This window comes from Kaistella antarctica (genome assembly GCF_900109615.1).
GTDB classification, from domain to species: domain Bacteria; phylum Bacteroidota; class Bacteroidia; order Flavobacteriales; family Weeksellaceae; genus Kaistella; species Kaistella antarctica.
This window is the reverse complement of sequence record NZ_FOIX01000001.1, coordinates 509,787-529,960: the sequence shown is the minus strand read 5'-3', so window position 1 is coordinate 529,960 and position 20,174 is coordinate 509,787. Positions and strand designations below refer to the sequence as shown.

The following is a 20,174-nucleotide window of genomic DNA, read 5'->3' as shown; positions in this document are numbered from 1 at the left end:
TTACTTTAAGTGCTGAACCATTAAACAATTTTTATTCCAAATGGTGATATATTCATAATATTTCGCAATCTTTGGAAGACTAAAAAAATATACATGAAAAATCTACTTACAATTGCAAGTGTTGCCTTTATGCTTCTGGTGACATTTTCCTGCAGTACTCAAAACAACATCCCGTCGGCGAATATTGCCCGATTATTGGAAAGTAATCAATTCACCTTTATGGCAGAGCGCGCCAATCCGATGGATGCAGACGTTATCAAAGCCATGAACTCCTTGCCAGGTGGCGGCGGTTCGCGCATTTTAAATTTAGATTCTGGATACACGATAGAAATTAGAAAAGAAAAACTGAGTGTAACTTTACCTTACTTCGGCAGAATGTACAATGCGAATATGGATGATAGTAAAAATTCTTATCGGTTCACTACGACAGATTTTACAGTAGACAAAAAGCAGGGTAAAAAAGGAAGCTCTATTTATACAATAGTAGCTAAAGATCAACAAAACATGCGAACAATTTATATGGAGGTTTTTAAAAATGGAAAAACTTACGTATCGATTGATTCTAATGACCGTCAGTCTATCTCTTATAATGGATACATTATGGAAAATACAATGCTGAAGAAGTAATTAAGTTCCGAGCAATTTCTCGACAAAAATTTTTGCTTCTGTACTTGGATTTGATTTCAACTCAGAAGCATTTTTTTTATGCTCTTCGTAAAATATTTCGGTCGATTTATTAGACTTCGTTTTTTGCAAAATATATTCCTGAACCCAATAATCAAAACGTTTTTCAGCTTGTCTTTTCCGAGTTTCTTCAAAAGAATGATTAGAAATTTTTAGGTAAATGAACTCTTCTACCTTTTCATAAACCTCTTCTAAACCATTATTATTTAGAGCTGAACCAAGAAGCACCGGAACTTTCCAGTTTTTTTCTTTTGAGGGTAAAAAATGAAGCGCCCGCATGAGTTCAATTTTGGTGTTTTTTGCTTTGAGTCGGTTTTCTTCTTCTACTTTATTAATGAAGATTAAATCAACCATTTCCATAATCCCTCGTTTTATTCCCTGAAGTTCGTCGCCACCACCAATAATCTTTAGAAATAAAAAGAAATCGGTAATATCTGAAACCAACACTTCGCTTTGACCAACACCAACCGTTTCAATTAAAATGTAATCGTAACCGGCAGCTTCACAAATCAATAACGACTCAAAAGTTGCATTAGCAATCCCACCCAAAAATCCAGAAGTCGGGCTGGGACGAATGAACGCGTTTTTCTCTTTCGCTAATTCTTCCATTCGTGTTTTGTCACCGAGGATAGATCCTTTATTCAAAGAGGAACTGGGATCAATCGCCAGCACGGCAACTTTCTTCCCATGCTGAATCGCCAACTTGCCAAAATTTTCAATAAAGGTAGATTTTCCCGCACCTGGAACGCCCGTAATTCCGACTCTTATTGATTTGCCCGTAAAAGGTAAGATTTCTTTTAAAAGTTCTTCAGCTTGATCGCGGTGTTCCGTTTTTTTACTTTCTACCAACGTAATTGCTTTACCGAGCAAACGTTTGTCGCCGGACTGGATTCCTTTTATCAGTTCTTGGGTAGAAGGGGTTTTCATTCAATCAAAAATACAATTCTTTTACGAAAGTTGTTCTATGATGAAACGAAGTCTGGGATTTTTCCTTTAAATAAATGGTACTAATAGGCTTCTGAATTTGTTCAATTTCATTAATTTTAAAAATAAAATTGTCTATTTTTGAGTACTTAATCAATAGAAAATAATGAAATTGAAAAAACCAAAACCAACAAACCTCCGTTTTCTTTTTTTAATCGGTGCTATTGCAGCTGTTGCGTTTACATCTTCATGCACTCCTAAAACGGCAGTAGCTGGAACCAATATGATCACGGCTGAACATCTTGCGCAAGGAAAAGTTATTTTCGATAATACTTGTGGGAAGTGTCATGATTTACCCAATCCTACCGATCACAATGCGCAGGATTGGGTCGGCATAATGAATGCTATGGCGCCGCAAGCAAAATTAAATGAGAAGCAACATGAGATGGTTTATAATTATATCGTTTCTGTGAAAAAATAAATTTGAAGTAATGCTTAAGCCCGAAATTAAATGGAGCGATTTTGAAAAACTTGACATTAGAACCGGGACAATTGTTTCAGTTTCTGATTTTCCTGCAGCTCGAAATCCTTCCTATCAAGTGGAAATTGATTTTGGTGATTTAGGAATTAAAAAATCTTCCGCTCAGATTACTGATTTATATACAAGTGACGACCTTATCGGAAAGCAGATTATCGCTATTGTAAATTTCCCTAAGAAACAGATTGCTAACTTCTTTAGTGAATGTTTGGTTTTAGGTGTTATCGGTGAAAAGCAAGAAGTAACGATTCTGACCACCACAGCACCAACAGCAAACGGATTACCTATCGGCTAAAACCTAAAATTATGATACAAAACATTTCTTTAGAAAAAGTATTATTTCTGGATATTGAAACCGTTCCTCAGTTCGGTAATTGGAGCGAATTGGATGAAACCGAGCAATATCTTTGGGATAAGAAAACAAAATTTCAGCGTAAAGAAGAGTTTACGGCAAAAGATTACTATAATGAGAGAGGCGGAATTATGGCGGAGTTCGGTAAGATCATTTGCATCTCCGTTGGCATTATCGAAAAGAGTGGGAAGTTGATGATTAAGAGCTTTTATGGTGACGATGAGAAAAAGCTTTTAGAAGAATTTGGAGAAATTTTCAACCGACCTAAATTACGTGACGTTATTCTCTGTGCGCACAACGGAAAAGAGTTTGATTTCCCCTGGATTGCCAGACGATTTTTAATTAATGGAATGCAACCGCCCCTTCCCTTTCAAATGTTTGGAAAAAAACCGTGGGAAATCCCACATTTAGATACGATGGAACTTTGGAAATTCGGTGATTACAAATCATTTATTTCTCTGGAACTACTTGCTCATCTTTTCGGAATCCCAACACCAAAAGACGATATCGATGGTTCAATGGTAGCATCAATCTACTATATAGAGAAAGACTTATTTAGAATCGTTCAATATTGTGAAAAAGATGTCTTAACTTTGGCAAATGTTTTTCGGCGCATGCGTCAGGAAGATTTATTAGAAAAAAGTGAAAACTAAAGGTTCCCAATTAGAATGAATTATACAGATGAAAAAATTGCCGAAATCGGCGAAAATATTATTGTTGCCCTTAAAACGGTTTATGATCCAGAAATCCCGGTTGACATTTATGAATTAGGATTAATTTACGACGTACAGATTTCGGATGAAGGTAAAGTAAAAGTGATTATGACTTTAACCACACCTAACTGCCCAGTCGCGGAAAGTATGCCAGCAGAAGTCAGACAGACCGTATCGGAAGTTGAAGATGTAGTGGAAGTAGATTTGGAACTCACCTTTGAACCTTCTTGGAACAAAGATATGATGAGTGAAGAAGCCCGATTCGAATTGGGAATGATCTAAAAAAAACAAATGCCAGAAATCTCTGGCATTTTTAATTATATGCAATGTTATTATTCGAATTCGAATAGTACCGTTCTTTGTACGGTTGGGTGTATCGACAAAGCAACTGGGCAATTCAAAGCAGTATCTTCGATGAATTTCTTTTCTTCAGGTGTAAACTTTCCAGGAATTCTTACGATGCAAAAAATAGTTCCGATTCTCTTCGGTTGAGGATGAGTTGATTTTTTTAATTCACACGTGGCGCCTTTAATGGAGATTCCTCTTGGCTCGCCTAAAACTGCAACTGCCATTAACATTGACTGGCCGAAAGAAATTCCGAATATATCCGACGGTGAGAAAAACTCTGAGGTTCCACCCTCTCTTAATGGAGCGCAGGTTGTAATAGTGGCGCCTGATTTCTCGTGTTGCGAAACGATTTTAAAGTCGCCTAAATAGGTCATTTTTGAAGTCATAGCTTAAGTTTATTTTAAGATAAAGATAATGAATTCGTTTAACTTTTACGATATTACTTCTGTTTTACTTTAAATACTATTAGAAATGAAAAATAACATTTGCCTTATTAGAAGCACTCTCGAAATTAAGTAAATTTGAAAAGTCGTCAATTTTTTCAGCCGGTAGAAAATTAATGATTTTCTCATGAATTTAATATATTAATCGTAAATACAATTTTATAGATTAATATCGATCCCAAATTAACAGATTAGTGTGTGAAACTTACTGATGCCGTGGGCTTCTGATTTTTACTTAAAATTTCTATAATTGCTTCTCTTAACTCTTGCAAATTAAAATTTCCATCTTTAAAACCAATCGGATATGTATTGTGACTATTTTTCAACTCTTCACAAATCACATATTGAGGATCACTTTCCGCAAATTTATCCGTCTTTTCAACGTTAAATTTTCTTTCAATTTTGTCACCTGATTTGTCAATAAGATAAACCACATACAAAGATTCCAACGAGTGTTTGGGGGCTTCAAAAGATTTGAAACTATTTAACCATTGTCCTTTCCAATTAAATTCATCTACAGCAATAGATTTAAAAGTCATCATATCTTCTGATAAAAGCTTTTCATTATATAAATCCCTCATTTTTTTAAAATACAAGTCAGCTTCAGCAAATTTATTTTGAGCATTTAATGACTTAATAACTTTTTCATAGAAACTGTATTCATGAGGAAAATTAGAGATGCCATTTTTATATACTTCAACAGCTCTTGCAAATTCTTCTGTTTCAGCATAGTAAAAATTTCCTGCAACCTTTATCAACTCTATGTAGAATTTAACTTTTTCCGCATTTCCCAAACCAACCAAATATGTTGCAATTTCTTCGGCTCGCATCTTTTGTAATTTGTAAACCCTTCCTTTCTCAATGTAGAATTCCGCTTTTGGTTCCAACGAAATTGCTGTATTGAAACTTTTTATTGCATCACTATATTTATTAATATAAACTTCTGATAGACCCTTTTGAAAATAAATATTAGGATTATTAAAACCTTTGATTAAGGCTTTATCATAAAATTCTATCGCCTTATGATCATCTTGTTTTCTAAAAAATGCATAACCAATATAATAAAGTTCTTCTCCGCTTAATCTCTCCATATTAAATTTATTCTTTACAAGTTCATCAAAATTACCTGCTTCAAACTGCAGTTTTATAGTTTGAGAAAAACTAAAAGAAAAGAAGGTGAGTAATAAAAATAACAATGAACGTTTCATAAATTAAAAATGAAAAATATCTTTTGCCTTATTATAAGCACTCTCGAAATTAAGTAAGTTTAAGGTATGATCGACTCCCTCCGAGGCCATAAAATTAATCACTTGTTCCGTGGGCATATTTCCGACTAAATCGTCTTTTGCCATAGGACAACCGCCGATTCCTTTTATGGCAGAATCAAATCTGCGACAACCATTATCGTAGGCTGCTTTTAATTTTTTGTAAGAATCTTCATAGCGGTTGTGAAAATGAGCGCCAAAATCGATGCTAGGATATTTTGCCGGAATGGTTTTAAAAAGCAATTCTATTTGCTCCAGCGTCCCCGTTCCTGTGGTGTCTGAAAGTAAAATATTTTTAATGCCGATATCATTAAACCGTTCTGCCCAATAATCAACGTCTGCTGCTTTCCACATTTCACCGTAAGGATTTCCGAACGCCATTGAAAAGTAAACGTTTAAAACGCGGCCATCTGATTCTAAAAGTTGAGTGATTTTTTTAATATCATTAAAAGCTTCTTCCTGATTTTTGTTGGTGTTTCTAAATTGAAAAGTTTCAGAAATAGAAAAAGGAAAACCAATGATATCTACTGCTTGATGACTAAGCGCTTTCTGTGCTCCGCGGTAATTGGCAACGATCACTGAAAGTTTCGTATTTGAAATACCTTTATCAATCTCATCAATCACGGTTCCCGAATCTGCCATTTGAGGAATAGCTTTCGGAGATACAAAACTGGCACAATCGAGGACATCGAAACCCACGTCCATTAATGAATTAAGGTAGTCAATCTTCTTCTGGGTCGGGATAAATTCTCCCCAACCTTGCATGGCATCTCGCGGACATTCGGTTAAAAACATTTCTATTTTTTGATTTTCTCAAATATACCAAAACTTTAAAAAACGTCTAAATAATTAATGATAATTTTTAAAGCGTTGAATTTTAAATATTTAAATAAAATTAACGGATAAAAGAACGAAAATAATTCCGACGAATTTACCGAATCATCAAGCTAAAATTTTAACTTTGTTAAAAACAAGCTTATGACAACCCTAGATTTTAATCTCGACTGGAAACTAAAGTTACAAAACCGATTTATTAATTATGTCAAAATATATTCTACGAGTGACCCAGAAAGCGAGTCCACTCCTTCTACTCCCCAACAGTGGGATATTGCAAAATATATTTTCGAAGAATTAAAAACACTAGGATTAAGTGATGTTTCTATGGACGAGCATGGCTATATCTACGCGTATGTTCCCTCCAATTTAGAAAATGATGATGAGCCAGTAGTTGGATTTATCTCGCATTATGACACTTCTCCTGACTTTAATGGAGAAAATGTGAAACCTCAAATTTGGGATGATTATGATGGAGGTGATTTAATCTTGAACAAAGAAACTGGATTTACGCTTTCGCCTAAGAAATTCGAAACATTAAAAGATTACGTCGGCAAAACTTTAATTACGACAGATGGGACTTCTTTACTCGGTGCGGATGATAAAGCCGGAATTGCCGAAATCGTTACTGCTGCAGAATATTTACTGGCACATCCTGAAATTAAACATGGCAGAATCGCCATTGGATTTACGCCAGACGAAGAAATTGGTAGAGGCGCACACAAATTCGATGTGAAGAAATTCGGAGCAGAATGGGCCTACACTATGGATGGTAGCGAAGTTGGTGAACTGGAATATGAAAACTTTAATGCTGCTGGAGCAGTGGTAAAAATTCACGGATTAAGCGTTCATCCAGGATATGCGATTGGTAAAATGGTTAATGCTTCTTTACTGGCAGCAGAATTTGTTCAAATGCTTCCTGCAAATGAAACTCCCTCTACAACTAAAGGTTTTGAAGGTTTCTATCATTTAATGGATATTAAAGCAGATGTTTCTGAAGCGAAAATTCAATACATCATTCGCGATCATGATAACGAAAAATTTGTAGCAAGGAAAAAACACATCACTGATGTTGTGGCAGACTTCAACAAAAAATTTGGAGAAGGCACGGCAGAAATTGAAATCAAAGAGCAATATCGCAACATGAAACAACAGTTCGAAGGAAAAATGCACATTGTGGATATTGCTGAACAAGCGATGAAAGATGCCAACATTGAACCTAAAATAAAAGCTATTCGCGGTGGCACGGACGGCGCGCAGCTTTCTTATATGGGTTTACCTTGCCCGAACATTTTTGCGGGCGGAATCAACTTCCATGGGCCTTATGAATACGTGTGTTTAGAGTCAATGGAGAAAGCGGTGAAAGTGATCGTCAATATTGCGAGAGCAGTGAAGAAGCGATAAGAATGAAAAAAGCGTTTATCCTTCTTAGCGTTCTGTCTTTTTTAATTCATGATGCTCAGCTTTCAAAAGTTGCGGAATTAAATCATACATATAACCAACAAGCTAAAGAGATCTCTGAAAAATACCAGAAGGTTTATAATATCGAAAGAAAAAAAGAAGAGGTAAAGATTATCATGGACCGACTTGACGGTTATGAGCTTGCTATAAAAGAAATTCAGAAAGCAGAGAAAAAAGTAGATGTAATGATCTATCAGAGCCAAGTTACAAAACAACCTGAGTATGAAACTGGCATCAATGGTTTTCGAAGTTTAATTTCGCACAACTTTGATACGGATGCTGTAACCATAGAAGGCGGCGTTGCACGCACGATAGCTCGGTTTCTTGTAGACGAAAATGGCAATGTTAGTAATGTTACCGCTATTGGGGATTATCGGGAGTTTAATCTTTTAACGATTATTACGCTTTACGATATATTGAACAAGGGAAAATGGAAACCGGCAGAATATAATGGTATTCCAGTTCGATCCGTACTTTCAGTTCCTCTAACAATGCAATTTGAATAAAAAAAACCCATCGAGAGATGGGTTTTTTTGTCGGCTTATTTTTTTCTCTTTAATAAATGCAATTAATAAGTCGAATAATAGAATGTGTAATACCTGTTGACTCAACTGCAATTCAACGACATAACATCAAATTTATCTGATTTAAAACTACAAAAAAACCACCACATTTCTGTGATGGTTTTGCTCCTCTTCTTGGGCTCGAACCAAGGACCCTCTGATTAACAGTCAGATGCTCTAACCAACTGAGCTAAAGAGGAGTGTTGCTCTTTGCGCTAAGCGTCTGCAAATATAAAACCTTTTTTAGAACTGCCAAAATATTTTCTGACTATTTTTAAAATTTTCCGGTAATCCATTTTAAAATATCATTTCCGAAGATCAGAACCATCAGTCCCATTAGGAAAATGACTCCTACCATTTGTGCATTTTCTAAAACTTTTTGCGGAACTGGTTTTCCAGTAATCATTTCCCAGAGGGTGAAAACCACGTGTCCACCGTCTAAGCCCGGAATCGGAATTAAATTAAGAAATGCCAACCAAACCGAAAACATGGCTGTAAAGCCCCAGAAAAACTCCCAGTCGACAGACTCAGGCATCATTTTAATAATTCCAATAGGTCCGGAAACTTTTTTGTAACCTTCAGTTTTGGTATTGAATACGATCTTAAATTGCTTGATTTGCATGGTCAGAACATCAATTGTTCTGGTCAGTCCTCTTGGTATTGCTTCGGCAAGGGTATAACTTTTCACTACCAGCGTTTTCTCAAACTCTTTTTGCGCGATCGAAGTATCAGCTGCGAACCCAAGCATTCCTTCATTATTAACTTTTACATTAACTTTTTCTAACGTTGCGCTACTTTGTCCATCGACGATAGGAGAACTATTTCTCTCCACATCTAAAACAATATCTTGATTTTTTAATTGCGCCAGCTGAGGTCCTAATTCATCAAAGAATCGTACTGACTTCCCGTCAATTCCCACAATTTTATCACCTTTCAATAAACCTGCTGCTTGGGCGGGACCTTTTGGTAAAAGACTATCGATCACAACTGGGTAACGTGGACCGAAATACAACTTCACTTCATTCTCTGCCAACACCGCGGCAACACCGTCTTCGTTCACATCGAAAGTAACTTCTTTACCATCTCTAAGAACCGTTACATTATTTGCAAAAAGCATATTAATGGTTGATGTTTCCATTCTATCGGCTGGTTTACCATCAATCTTAAGAATTTTATCACCACTCTTTAAACCCATTTTTTGACCCGCAGGTTTTACAGAAATTCCGTTTTCGAATTTGGCATTATCGTGAAATTTTTCCCCTTTAAAATAACTTAAAGAAGAGTAAATAGCCCAAGCCAAGAAAAAGTTAACGGTAACTCCACCTAACATGATGATTAATCGTTGCCAAGCTGGCTTACTACGGAACTCCCAAGGTTCAGCTGGTTTTTTCAACTGCTCCGTATCCATGCTTTCGTCGACCATTCCGGCAATTTTCACGTATCCACCGAAAGGCAACCAACCGATTCCATATTCGGTACCGCCGATTTTTGTTTTGAACAATGAAAAATAGGGATCAAAGAAGAGATAGAATTTTTCTACTTTAGTTTTGAAAAGTTTAGCGGGAATAAAATGTCCCAATTCGTGCAGAATCACCAGAATTGAGATGCTCAATATAAATTGAAATAACTGTATTAACGTCATTGAATTTGTTTAAATTATTTTAAAGATTGCGAAGATACAATTTATCAAAACGATGCCAAATAAAAAAGGCTCTCAAAATGAGAACCTTTTGTCTGATATGCCGTAATTTCTTACAAGTTGAAAGAAACTCCGATGCTTCCGTTGTTACCCGCTTCAAGGAATAAACCAACGTTATTGTTGAAGAAATATCTAACTCCTACGTGTGCTCCAAAATAAGTTCCGCTTTTACCTAAAAGACCTAAATCAACACCTGGATAAATGTCCCAGTTTGAAGGTAATCCTAATGGTCCTTGTAAGTGAAAGTTTAATCTACCGAATACTCCAAAGTCATCATCTGCATATTTGTCATCGTCATGGTCAAAGAAAAAATTAGCTCCAGCACCAACTGAAATTAATTTAGATAAACCATAATCATAAGTTGCAGTAATACCCGTTCCGTATCCCCAACCGTTAAATCCAACCTGGATTTTCTGATCTCCTTTTCCTTGCCAAGCTTGTGCAAACGCCATTTGTCCGATGAAGAACATAGAGCAAACTAAAAGTAGCTTTTTCATAATTTTAAAAATTTTATGTTATTAATAATGATATAAGTCCACATTCAAATACCAGACCATTTTATGATTTTTTTAACTTATGGATAAAATTTCGTACTTTTATTTTCATTCTAAATTATATTTCAAATGAAGGATCTAAAAATTTCGGGTTTAAACTTAGATATCGCGTGGCTTGATAAAGACCAAAATTTTAAAAATATTGAAGATTCTCTAAGGGAAACCTCAGCTGACATTTTGATTTTACCCGAAATGTTTGCCACTGGTTTTTATATGAATCCCGATAAAATCGCCGACCGCAACGAAGAGACTTTGCATTGGATGAAAAAGTTTGCTCAGGAGAAAAATGCCGTCGTTACTGGAAGCGCGTCAATTTGTGAGGATGAAAAATTCTTAAACCGATTCTATTTTGTAGAACCAAATGGAAATTATTACTTCTATGACAAAAGACATCTTTTTTCTTATTCTGGCGAAGATAAAAAGTACACTGCTGGAAATGACAAGGTGATTGTCAACTATAAAGGATGGCGCATTTTATTGCAAGTCTGTTATGATTTACGTTTCCCTGTCTATGCTCGAAATAACGGCAATTATGACGCAATTTTGTATGTGGCAAATTGGCCGAAAAGTAGAATTGACGCTTGGCAGACTTTGTTAAAAGCCAGGGCAATCGAAAACCAAGCGTATGTTTTTGGCTTAAACAGAATCGGAATCGACGGCAACCGGTTAGAATACCCAGAAAGTTCTTTCTGCTTTTTTGCGGATGGAACTGATGTTTCAAAAACAGACAATAATATAGTGTCAGCAACTTTCGAGGTAGAAAGATTGCAAGAGTTTAGAACGAAATTTCCTTTTCTGTCTGATCGGGACAAATTTACGTTGATGTGATTTAGGCAAAACTTTTTAAAAGCTCAGTCAATCGATTGACGTCGTGCACGCCACTTTCTTTGTAAAGCATTTCAGATTTTTTGAAAACTGCTAATGTTGGAACACCGCGAACGCCATACTCTGCTGCAATCGATGGAAATTGATCGATATCGATTTTTACAATTCTGGCCAAATCACCGATATTTTCTTTTACGGTATTGAGTACCGAAGATTGCACTTTACATGGACCGCACCAAGTCGCGAAAAAATCGATAAGCACTGGACGTTCAGAGTCAATAAGTTCTTTAAATTTTTGTGACATAATTTTAAATAAAATAATTAATCTTTAAAAATAATTCATTGAGCCAATCTAGCTCAAATTTTCTTCCTCTTCCTTTTGCGGGATTTGACATGCACCTGCGGCACACCCAAATTTGAAAATTGCCATCGCCATGAAATATAGTCCCAACGGAATCATGAACCAAACCCTGTCATTGGAAGCGATGAGCACAAAAAACATTCCAGCTGCCAGATATAAAAACCGACTTAATGTCCAGGTTTGAAATATAGTTTTCATTAATTCAATTTATTTTGAAGTGAACTCCAGCCACCTCCATTATACACTTCGAATCCATTTTGCTTTAGAATTGATTTCGCCGAGGCACTTCTCGCGCCACTGGCACAACAGGTAATAATCGGTTTCTTCAAGTCCAGTTTCTTCATTTCGCTTTGAAGCTGTTGCAAAGGAATATTTTTCGACTGTTTGATGTGACCATTTTTAAACTCAGCAGGCGTACGCACATCAATTATTTGTGCGCCACCAATATAAAGCTCCTTATAATCGACCCCTTTCGAGCCGAAAAGATTTTTAAAAAAACTAAGCATTCTCTTCTTTTACTTTTGGTTGAAAAACTGAAAACATCAAATATCCCATTACCGTTCCGTACGCGGTTGAGTTTAAAGGCTTAGACGTTATAGCGCAACTTCCCGTGGTACAACCTATGAAATGATAATATGCGTAGCCTAAAATTCCTCCGACTAAAATGCCGACTAAACCAAATTTATATTTTACTAATAATGACATCATCCTTTGTCTGCTTTTTTAAGATTAATAAAAACTTCACTGCCTTTTCTGGCAGGAATACTGTTGTAGCATTCTTCCATCTTTTCCAGTTGAAAATAGTTGCTAAAAACAGATTGATATTCTGAAATACTTCCTCCAAATGGCGGCCCGTCCTTCTCGAATTTCCGGTTAAAGAGTACGCCAACAAGTCTTCCGCCTTCACTAAGCAAGTCATGCATTTTTTCAGCGTATTTCGGTCTTAAAGTTATAGCAAGCGCACAGAAAAATGTTTGTTCTATTACAAGATCGTAATTTCCGAAATGAGTGAAGAAGTCTTCACAGATTACGGCAACGCCTTCCTTATCTTTATATTTCTCTTTTAAAATTGCGACTGCTTTGGGCGCAATATCTAGAATGGTAATATTTCTAAAACCCTGATTCCAAAGAAATTCAACTTCATAGGCATTTCCACAACCTGGGATTAAAATTTTCGCTTGTTTGACAGCATATTGCAAAATATACGCTTCAATGGGTGGAGAAGAATAGCCAATATCCCAACCAGTTTCACGACTTTCCCAGCGATCTTCCCAATAGTTTTTATCGGGAAAATTTTGATCAACGGACTTATTTAAAGCAATTTTTTCTTTCATCGTAATTTCTGAACGAAATTGAAAGGACTCTTTTCGTTACTTTCTTTCAAACTGCTCACTGAAGCTTTTATTTCTGCTCGTTCTTAATGGCTTCTACATTCTGAACATTCTTGCCATTGTAGACATTGGTTATTCCTTTCTTTTTCAGAAGTTCTATGGCTAGGTTCGACTGTCTTCCAGAATTGCAAAAGATAATAATTTGCTTTTTGTTTTTAAAGAGATCAAGATTATCTTCGATCGTTGCCAAGGGAATGTTAATCGCTCCTTCCACAGTTTCTTCTGCAAATTCTTTCGGAATACGCACGTCGATTAAAAGCGTTTCAGAATCGTTTACCATTCCTTTCACTTCTGCCCGAGATACTTGCGATGGTGCCACCAAATTATTACAAGAAACAAATCCGACTGAGATCAAAAGTAGAATTAAAAATTGTTTTAAATTCATTATTTTAAAGTTTTGCTTTGGCAAACAAAATTACTTGTGGGAACATCGGTTTCTTTAATGGCCTTAAAACCTCCTTCAACTTCCGTAAAATTTCTAATTCCTCTGGAGTTCAAAATACTTGCGGCAATCATACTTCGATAACCTCCGGCACAGTGTAGGAAAAAATGTTCGTCTTTTTCCAAATTTGTTGCCCATTCGTTGATGTTAACTAAAGGTTTGCTGTATGCTTCATTGACATGTTCGGCAGCATATTCTGTTTCGTTTCGAACATCAATTACCTTTGAGTCGTCTTTAAGCTGTGATGCAAATTCTTTAACGGAAATTCTATTAACCGTATCGACTTCATTTCCTGAGTTTTTCCAAGCTTGAAAACTACCTTCTAAAAAACCAATTACGTTGTCAAAACCAACTCTGGCCAAGCGCGTGATTGCCTCCTCTTCCGCGCCTACATCAGTAACTAATAATATCGGTTGTTGAACATCCACAATCATTGCTCCAACCCAAGGTGCAAAATCTCCCTGTAATCCAATGTTGATCGAATTAGGAACAAATCCTTTTTGGAACTCAGCGGCATTTCTGGTATCTAAAATTAAAGCGCCAGTATCTTCGGCGACAGCTTCAAAATCTTCTGACCTAATTGGATGCGAACCTTTCTTAAGAATGACATCGAAATCTTCGTAACCGCCTTTATTCATAGCGACGTTCATTCCAAAATATTTTGGTGGCGCCGTTAAACCATCTAAAACTTCTCTCACGAAAGATTCTTTGTCGGGTTGATTCAGAGCATAATTGGTTTTCTTTTGATTTCCTAAAGTATCCACAGTTTCTTTCTGCATATTTTTTCCGCACGCAGAACCGGCACCATGCGCTGGATAGACTGTGATGTCATCAGCAAGAGGCATAATTTTATTCTGCAAACTGTCATATAAAATTCCAGCCAATTCTTCCTGAGTCATGCTCGCGGCTTTTTGCGCTAAGTCGGGTCTGCCGACATCGCCTAAGAATAAAGTATCGCCGCTGAAGATGGCAGTTTCTTTTCCGTTTTCATCAATTAAAAGATAGGTTGAACTTTCCATGGTGTGACCTGGAGTGTGCAAGACTTTAATCTTAATTTTTCCAACTTCAAATATTTGTTCGTCTTTTGCAATGATGGCATCAAAATCAGGATTTGCGGTAGGTCCGAAAACAATTGGCGCACCTGTTTTTCGCGATAAATCAACATGGCCAGAAACGAAATCTGCATGAAAGTGAGTTTCAAAAATATATTTTAAGGTAACCTCATCTTTTTCTAAACGATCGATATAAGGTTTTGTTTCTCTTAATGGATCGATAATCACTGCCTCATTTTCAGACACGATATAATACGCTCCTTGGGCGAGACATCCTGTGTAAATTTGTTCTACTGTCATCATATTTCAATTTTTTATACTTTCAAATCTCATTAAAGAATAAGATAGAAAAGCAGTTTCATCTTAATTAATTACGAAATAAGGATTACTTCGTTTCCTCTATTTCTCGGTATTCTGTAATATTTCCTTCACCGTCTGTGATCTTTCCTCCAGATCCAAGAGCTCCTTCCCACATCATTTTTTCATTAGCAAACACGGGTTCACCTTTGGTATTGATTTTTTTTGCGATGAGGGTTTCGTCTGGTTTACCTTCTTGCTCTAATTTTACGGCGATGTTTTCACCTTGTGCAAAATAAGTAACACCTATAATTTCGCCTTTGCTGTTTTTCAACTTGGTAGTTTCCTGGACCAAACTAACTTCATTAGGATCTTTTACAGAACCAGCTGTAGTTGTTGCGTCGCTAGTAGTATTTTCTTTTGTACAAGCGGAAAGTAAAAATAGGGCTAAAGCTAAAGTGAATAACTTCTTCATATTGGTAATTGTTGTTTAAAAAATATTTCTTTAATAATGATAAATAATCCCATCACGAGAACTAACCACCCAAAGGCAGGTTTTAATTTGCGACCGTCGATATTTTTCGCGACGGCTATTCCGATAAAAATACCAACGACGGACAGGCTGGAAAAGATGATGAGAAAAGTCCAGTCGTGAGCAACCATTTTCATGGTGCTTAAAAACCCAAGAATTGAATTCATGGCGATAATAAATAATGAAGTTGCCACCGCTCGTTTCATAGGTAAGCCAATAAGCATTACCAAAGCAGGAACAATTAAAAATCCACCGCCGGCTCCAATTAATCCGGTGATAATTCCGACCAAAAGTCCTTGTGATATTAAGATGGTATAATTATTTCCGTTTTGTTTTCTTCCTGAAGGTCTTTCGTTTTTTCTGATCATTTTTGAGGAAGCAATCAACATCAAGATTGCAAACAGAAAAAGCAAAAACATATCTTTGGTCATGGTGATTCCCCACCGATTGATGATATATTCGGGCAAATGTGGCAATACCAATCTCCTGGAGAAAAGCACGCCGAGAACTGATGGAATACCAAAAATAAAAGCCGTTCGAAAATCAATCAACTTGTCTTTTACAAAACCTGCTGATCCAACTAAACTCGTAACTCCCACCACGAAAAGTGATAATGTAGTTGCCGTGACCGGATCGAACCCAAAGACGTAAACAAAAATCGGAACACTCAAGATACTTCCGCCACCACCAATTAAGCCCATCACGAGCCCAATAACGATTGCTGAAAAATACCCTAATAACTCCATCTAAATAATTTTAGCAAAAATACTCTTTAATTTTTTCATAAAGAGTGATCAAAGTTACACAAGGCAAATAACGCATTTAACTAAAATCTATAATTTGCACTGATTTTGCCCCAACCTCGACCTTATCACCTTTGCTTTTTCCTTTAATATTTTGGAAAACAGGCGCATGATCAGAAAAGGCAATAACGTCTTTCTTTTCAAATTGGAAAGGTGGCACAGAAATTCCGACGAATAAATAATTCTGATCAGTTTCTACCAGCGTGCCTTTTTCAATTTTATCATGCTTTTCTTTCAGTTCGTTTTCTAGGAAAGCTAGGCTTTGATTTGCTTCTTTCAGGGTGTTTTCATAACGAAGCTGCATATCTTTCGCTTGGGTTTGTTGCGAAAAATCTTCGGGATCGTGCGTGCTTTCTTCATCTAAATCAGAAGCAATCTTGTACCGCTCAACGGTTTGTTTTAAACTGTCGATAACGACTTTTTGTTCTTCAATAATAATGGTGATGATATCTACTCTTTTCATGATTTTTTTATTTGTTATCTACCAAATTTACAGAAATTTTTCGGAAACCTCTTTCGGTAATTGCCAACATATGACAGGTGTTTCTCTCCTTTTTCTTACCAGCTGAAATTCATGTTGATGTAGAAATTACGTCCTGGTTGTGGGATTTTATTCCAGTCTGAATAAGTGGTAAAATTTCTATCAAAAAGATTTTCAACGCCGATTTTAGTATACAATTTAGTTTGACCTAAGGGAAGTGGATATCCAAAATTCGCATTGACAATAAGATAGGCTGGAGTTTCAGATTCTCCATATTGAGGTGCAAAATCCTGATATTTCGTATTACCAAAAACTGCAACTTCAGAAGAGAATTTATTCTGCTCATATCTTAAAGAAGATTGATAACTGAACGGACTCATAAATGGCAAATTGCCATTCTCATTATCTTTTCCTCTGGTGTAAACGAATTGGGTCGTCCATTTTAAAGGATCGATAACTTGAAGTTCTGTGGATAAACTGATATTGAATAAAGTCGCGTAATCCAAAGCGGTATAATTTTTAACGCCGCTAGCACCAATGGTCATCGGCACCAAATTGTCAATAATTTTTCCGACGATATAATCAGAAATATGAAAATAAGAAGAAGAAACTTTAGCGCTGTATTTTTCTTTTTTTACACCAATAAAAGCATTGGCTTCTAGAGAAGATTCATTTTTAAGATTGGGATTTCCGATGTAATCGTATTTCTCAAAACTATTAAATAAATAAAAACCGAAACCTTCCGAAACTGAAGGCGCGCGGTCTCCATAACCTAAACCAAAACCTGCCTGAAATCCATTTTGATCAAACTGATAATTAGCAGCTAAGCTTTTTAGAACTCTGGTTTTCTCCGCATTCATTTCTGGATAAAAAATCTGTAAACTGTGTAAGCCAAATTCACTTTCTACTTTATTCTGATGCATCGTTACGGAAGCGGAAAGTTTCAAACTTGAATTTTGCGTTAACTTAATTTGGTCTTCTAAATATATTGCTTGAGCAAGCGTTCTCACATCGGGCCAAGTCAACATGAACATCAACTTCTCACTTTTATCGGCAGGATACATTGTCATTTCCGCCGATGATTTATTAATAAACCCATTAATATTCAGCAATAAATTATGTTTGTTAAAAACAGATTTTAAGTGAGAATAATAACCGTATGTTTTGCTCCAACCAGGCATATCCATGTGAATAGGAACGTTTGGTCTTTTGGTATCATCCATTCTGTGCATGATATTATTAAAATACACTTTGGTTTCCCAACTTTTCAGAAAATCGCTTTCTGGCAACATCTGAAATTTCAAAGAAGTAATCAGAGCTTCCGCAATCGAAACATCCATCGGCAAGGCTGGATATCCAACGTCATTGGCTTTGTCGTAAATAACAGACGCTTCTAACAATTTATTTTCGCCCAATTTCACGCCAGAGATTCCCGAAATATTAAATTTTCTAAATTGCGAAAAAGGAATTTCAATATTTCCGCCAGCTTTATAATTCTCAGCATCACGCATCATAAAATTACCATCCGAATAGAATTTCTCTGTCTTAAAGTTGGTTCCGGCTCCAAAAATCTTTTGCTGATTCACCGATTCATATCCACTGTTGACATTAAAGTTCCATTTTTGTTGACCGAACCTCATTTTGTTTCTTTTCAAATCGATGGAACCACCGATGGTATTTCCGTGGCAAGAACCTTCCTGACCCGAACTGATGCTGGCTTCCATTAAATTAGAAACTTCGATATAAGAAGTAATTGGATCCATTTTATCGGTACACGCGCCAAAAATTCGCATTCCGTCGATCGTCACTAAAGTTCGTTCGGTCGGCAAACCATTGATTAATGGTTCCCAAGCGTAAGCACCGCGTTTAACCATATCAACCTTCGCAGATTTTTGTAGGTATTCATCGATTGAACCTAAAGGCTTATTTTCTTTGCTGGAAATTTTGGTCGTTCCGATTAAAATAACTTCTTGAATATGTTGTGATTTAGTGGAATCTGATTGTTGCCCGAAACTATTGGTAAAAAGAAAAACGAAAATATTTATAAATAGGAATCGCTTCATGATAAGTTTTTGATTAGATAAAATGCTACCAATCATTAATAAATAAGAGCATTATAATTGGAATAAATCAAAACTAACCAACGCTAAAATTGTCGATTAGTTTTGATAATTTTAAGTGAGTTCGTTTAGAATTCTACTTCAAAAAAGATACTGCTGGCAGGATTTCCATCAGTAATCTCTTCGCCTTTGACAACAGTTCCATCAGCTTTGGTCAATTGTAAATTGATTTTCCAATAACCCGTCATGGTTAAGGCAAGTTTACCAGTGTACAATTTTCCAGCAGCAGTTTGTGTTGGGTGAACATTATTAGGTGAACTGTGATTTCCCATTCCGGGCATTCTTGGATCTACTTTTACCGTATAACCATCTACCACTGGGAAAGTCATCATATCCTGCATTTTCCAAACGCCTACAGTTAAATCATTTACCGCTACTTTTGGAGATTTCGGTTCGATATAAGCCACAATATATTTCACCCCATCGCTTCCCAGAAAAACGTTCACTGTTTTTTTAGTTTCAACAGGAACATTAATTACGGTTGTGGCATTATAAGAATTGGATCCAATCATGTAATCAATTTTCAAGTCCCAATATTCGGTAGCATTTCCAGGCATTTGGAAAACAATGTAACCTGAATATAAAGATCCGTCAGAGTTTACTTTTTGAACCGCAGAATTCGGAGAAGAATGCATCATTGAAGTCATGTGCATGATCGGTTTCCAGGTAATTGTTGCGTTTTTTTCGTACTGATTGGTGGATTTATTTTTAATACGAAGTTTAATATCGTTGTAGCCCAAATTGGTCGCGCCAGATTTAGAATACAATTCGATGATATGAGTATCGTTGGTGACTTCTTTAATTTTTAATAAGCCTTCGATTTCAGTGTTTGGCTTTACAATTTCGATAGAATCGTCATCAGACGTACGACAAGAGATTACAAGAAATGCCATTGCCAATAAGGCAAATAGAGTTTTGAATGAGAATTTCATTTGTTTGAATTTTAGTGATAATTTGATTTAAGATTTTCTCTTTTAAGAGAAAAGGTCAAGCCGCTTCAGTTTCATTTGAAACAGAAGAATTTAACATGAATGAATCAACTACACTTGCGGAGGATGTGGCAGAATAATGCGGGGAATTTCAGGAACGAAAAGTTCTTGATAACTAAATTTCAAGGTTTTATAAGGATCGAAGTTTTCCTTCGAAATAAAATAATTAGCGGGCGCAGCTGGCAGAATATTAAACTCAAAAGCGTATTTCACCAAATTGAAAGGATTCGTACTTTTCTCGCTTTCCATCTTCATCTGACATTTTCCATGACAATCTAATTCTGGTTTCGCTTTATTGACGCAGTGAATTTCGTAGAAGTCTTTATTAATCGCATAATCAACCATAAAAAGCGAGTTCTGAAAACTTGCTCCAAAAATGATGAGTGATAATAGAATTGTTACTACTGATTTCATGACAGTTCAAAATTAGGACTTTTTCATCTTATTTAAAAATGATTTTCATCATCTAAATTAAAATTTAAGCCAGGATAATTTATAATCTT

General features: G+C 36.1%; 27 protein-coding genes and 1 tRNA gene. 8 read left to right on the top strand and 20 right to left on the bottom strand.

Going from position 1 to position 20,174, the window contains the following annotated elements:
• The first annotated feature begins 93 nt into the window (after positions 1-93).
• The gene (locus BMX49_RS02565; protein ID WP_034718382.1) at positions 94-627 is read left to right on the top strand and encodes a DUF4251 domain-containing protein; all 534 of its coding nucleotides are present in this window, start codon (positions 94-96) and stop codon (positions 625-627) included.
• On the opposite strand, the gene meaB is transcribed toward BMX49_RS02565, so the two are convergent.
• Positions 628-1,611: a methylmalonyl Co-A mutase-associated GTPase MeaB gene (gene meaB, locus BMX49_RS02560; protein WP_034718378.1), complete on the bottom strand. Its 984-nt coding sequence runs from the start codon at positions 1,609-1,611 to the stop codon at positions 628-630.
• 163 nt (positions 1,612-1,774) lie between these two features.
• Here meaB and BMX49_RS02555 point away from each other — a divergent pair, with 163 nt between their 5' ends.
• From BMX49_RS02555 to BMX49_RS02540, 4 genes are read left to right on the top strand one after another with little or no spacing between them, the layout of a single operon-like run.
• Positions 1,775-2,089: a cytochrome c gene (locus BMX49_RS02555; protein ID WP_034718375.1), complete on the top strand. Its 315-nt coding sequence runs from the start codon at positions 1,775-1,777 to the stop codon at positions 2,087-2,089.
• Positions 2,090-2,099: 10 nt separating this feature from the next.
• Positions 2,100-2,441 carry a tRNA-binding protein gene (locus BMX49_RS02550; RefSeq protein WP_034718372.1) on the top strand — a complete coding sequence of 114 codons (342 nt, stop codon included), beginning with the start codon at positions 2,100-2,102 and terminating at the stop codon, positions 2,439-2,441.
• Positions 2,442-2,452: 11 nt separating this feature from the next.
• Positions 2,453-3,151: a 3'-5' exonuclease gene (locus tag BMX49_RS02545; protein WP_034718370.1), complete on the top strand. Its 699-nt coding sequence runs from the start codon at positions 2,453-2,455 to the stop codon at positions 3,149-3,151.
• A gap of 15 nt (positions 3,152-3,166) precedes the next feature.
• Complete coding sequence (locus BMX49_RS02540) at positions 3,167-3,493, top strand: SUF system Fe-S cluster assembly protein (protein WP_034718367.1); 327 nt, start codon at positions 3,167-3,169, stop codon at positions 3,491-3,493.
• 50 nt (positions 3,494-3,543) lie between these two features.
• On the opposite strand, the gene BMX49_RS02535 is transcribed toward BMX49_RS02540, so the two are convergent.
• The 3 genes from BMX49_RS02535 to BMX49_RS02525 all read right to left on the bottom strand — a co-directional run bounded on the left by BMX49_RS02535 (position 3,544) and on the right by BMX49_RS02525 (position 6,062).
• Positions 3,544-3,945, bottom strand: a complete 402-nt coding sequence (locus tag BMX49_RS02535) for an OsmC family protein (RefSeq protein ID WP_034718364.1) — start codon at positions 3,943-3,945, stop codon at positions 3,544-3,546.
• A gap of 248 nt (positions 3,946-4,193) precedes the next feature.
• The gene (locus BMX49_RS02530; protein WP_034718360.1) at positions 4,194-5,210 is read right to left on the bottom strand and encodes a tetratricopeptide repeat protein; all 1,017 of its coding nucleotides are present in this window, start codon (positions 5,208-5,210) and stop codon (positions 4,194-4,196) included.
• A gap of 3 nt (positions 5,211-5,213) precedes the next feature.
• Entirely contained in the window at positions 5,214-6,062 is an 849-nt protein-coding gene (locus tag BMX49_RS02525; protein WP_034718356.1) for a hydroxymethylglutaryl-CoA lyase, read from the bottom strand.
• 183 nt (positions 6,063-6,245) lie between these two features.
• Between BMX49_RS02525 and pepT the strand changes: the two genes are divergently transcribed.
• Positions 6,246-7,505, top strand: coding sequence for a peptidase T (gene pepT / locus BMX49_RS02520; RefSeq protein WP_034718354.1), 1,260 nt, complete (start codon positions 6,246-6,248; stop codon positions 7,503-7,505).
• A gap of 2 nt (positions 7,506-7,507) precedes the next feature.
• A complete protein-coding gene (locus tag BMX49_RS02515; protein ID WP_051803651.1) occupies positions 7,508-8,068 on the top strand; it encodes an energy transducer TonB in 561 nt (186 codons plus the stop codon).
• Between the two features lie 183 nt (positions 8,069-8,251).
• Here the strand turns inward: BMX49_RS02515 and BMX49_RS02510 are convergent.
• From BMX49_RS02510 to BMX49_RS02500, 3 genes are all read right to left on the bottom strand, one after another.
• Positions 8,252-8,325 (bottom strand) — tRNA-Asn (locus BMX49_RS02510).
• A 74-nt stretch (positions 8,326-8,399) separates the two neighbouring features.
• On the bottom strand, positions 8,400-9,767 hold the full coding sequence (rseP, locus tag BMX49_RS02505) for an RIP metalloprotease RseP (protein ID WP_034718351.1): 1,368 nt from the start codon (positions 9,765-9,767) through the stop codon (positions 8,400-8,402).
• A gap of 110 nt (positions 9,768-9,877) precedes the next feature.
• Positions 9,878-10,321 (bottom strand): DUF6646 family protein, encoded by a 444-nt coding sequence (locus BMX49_RS02500; RefSeq protein WP_034718348.1) that lies wholly within the window; start codon positions 10,319-10,321, stop codon positions 9,878-9,880.
• A gap of 126 nt (positions 10,322-10,447) precedes the next feature.
• On the opposite strand from BMX49_RS02500, the gene BMX49_RS02495 reads away from it, so the two are divergent.
• Positions 10,448-11,206, top strand: a complete 759-nt coding sequence (locus BMX49_RS02495; RefSeq protein ID WP_034718345.1) for an amidohydrolase — start codon at positions 10,448-10,450, stop codon at positions 11,204-11,206.
• Position 11,207: 1 nt separating this feature from the next.
• Here BMX49_RS02495 and BMX49_RS02490 read toward each other — a convergent pair whose 3' ends face one another.
• From BMX49_RS02490 to BMX49_RS02430, 13 genes are all read right to left on the bottom strand, one after another.
• Positions 11,208-11,507 (bottom strand): thioredoxin family protein, encoded by a 300-nt coding sequence (locus BMX49_RS02490; protein ID WP_034718342.1) that lies wholly within the window; start codon positions 11,505-11,507, stop codon positions 11,208-11,210.
• 48 nt (positions 11,508-11,555) lie between these two features.
• Positions 11,556-11,762 carry a hypothetical protein gene (locus tag BMX49_RS02485; protein ID WP_034718339.1) on the bottom strand — a complete coding sequence of 69 codons (207 nt, stop codon included), beginning with the start codon at positions 11,760-11,762 and terminating at the stop codon, positions 11,556-11,558.
• Positions 11,762-12,070, bottom strand: coding sequence for a rhodanese-like domain-containing protein (locus tag BMX49_RS02480; protein ID WP_034718336.1), 309 nt, complete (start codon positions 12,068-12,070; stop codon positions 11,762-11,764). The genes BMX49_RS02485 and BMX49_RS02480 overlap by 1 nt, the downstream gene beginning before the upstream one ends.
• Positions 12,063-12,272 (bottom strand): DUF6132 family protein, encoded by a 210-nt coding sequence (locus tag BMX49_RS02475; protein ID WP_034718334.1) that lies wholly within the window; start codon positions 12,270-12,272, stop codon positions 12,063-12,065. The genes BMX49_RS02480 and BMX49_RS02475 overlap by 8 nt, the downstream gene beginning before the upstream one ends.
• Positions 12,269-12,898 (bottom strand): methyltransferase domain-containing protein, encoded by a 630-nt coding sequence (locus BMX49_RS02470; protein WP_034718332.1) that lies wholly within the window; start codon positions 12,896-12,898, stop codon positions 12,269-12,271. The genes BMX49_RS02475 and BMX49_RS02470 overlap by 4 nt, the downstream gene beginning before the upstream one ends.
• Positions 12,899-12,965: 67 nt before the next feature.
• On the bottom strand, positions 12,966-13,340 hold the full coding sequence (locus BMX49_RS02465) for a rhodanese-like domain-containing protein (protein ID WP_034718330.1): 375 nt from the start codon (positions 13,338-13,340) through the stop codon (positions 12,966-12,968).
• Positions 13,340-14,749 carry an MBL fold metallo-hydrolase gene (locus BMX49_RS02460; RefSeq protein ID WP_034721105.1) on the bottom strand — a complete coding sequence of 470 codons (1,410 nt, stop codon included), beginning with the start codon at positions 14,747-14,749 and terminating at the stop codon, positions 13,340-13,342. Before BMX49_RS02460 ends, BMX49_RS02465 begins: the two co-directional genes overlap by 1 nt.
• An 85-nt stretch (positions 14,750-14,834) precedes the next feature.
• Entirely contained in the window at positions 14,835-15,221 is a 387-nt protein-coding gene (locus tag BMX49_RS02455; RefSeq protein WP_034718327.1) for a hypothetical protein, read from the bottom strand.
• Positions 15,218-16,024: a sulfite exporter TauE/SafE family protein gene (locus BMX49_RS02450; RefSeq protein ID WP_034718324.1), complete on the bottom strand. Its 807-nt coding sequence runs from the start codon at positions 16,022-16,024 to the stop codon at positions 15,218-15,220. The genes BMX49_RS02455 and BMX49_RS02450 overlap by 4 nt, the downstream gene beginning before the upstream one ends.
• Before the next feature lie 76 nt (positions 16,025-16,100).
• Positions 16,101-16,544: a hypothetical protein gene (locus BMX49_RS02445; protein WP_034718322.1), complete on the bottom strand. Its 444-nt coding sequence runs from the start codon at positions 16,542-16,544 to the stop codon at positions 16,101-16,103.
• A gap of 95 nt (positions 16,545-16,639) precedes the next feature.
• The gene (locus BMX49_RS02440; RefSeq protein WP_034721102.1) at positions 16,640-18,625 is read right to left on the bottom strand and encodes a TonB-dependent receptor plug domain-containing protein; all 1,986 of its coding nucleotides are present in this window, start codon (positions 18,623-18,625) and stop codon (positions 16,640-16,642) included.
• Positions 18,626-18,750: 125 nt separating this feature from the next.
• On the bottom strand, positions 18,751-19,614 hold the full coding sequence (locus BMX49_RS02435) for a hypothetical protein (RefSeq protein ID WP_034718319.1): 864 nt from the start codon (positions 19,612-19,614) through the stop codon (positions 18,751-18,753).
• Between the two features lie 108 nt (positions 19,615-19,722).
• A complete protein-coding gene (locus BMX49_RS02430; RefSeq protein ID WP_051803649.1) occupies positions 19,723-20,085 on the bottom strand; it encodes a hypothetical protein in 363 nt (120 codons plus the stop codon).
• Positions 20,086-20,174: the final 89 nt, after the last annotated feature.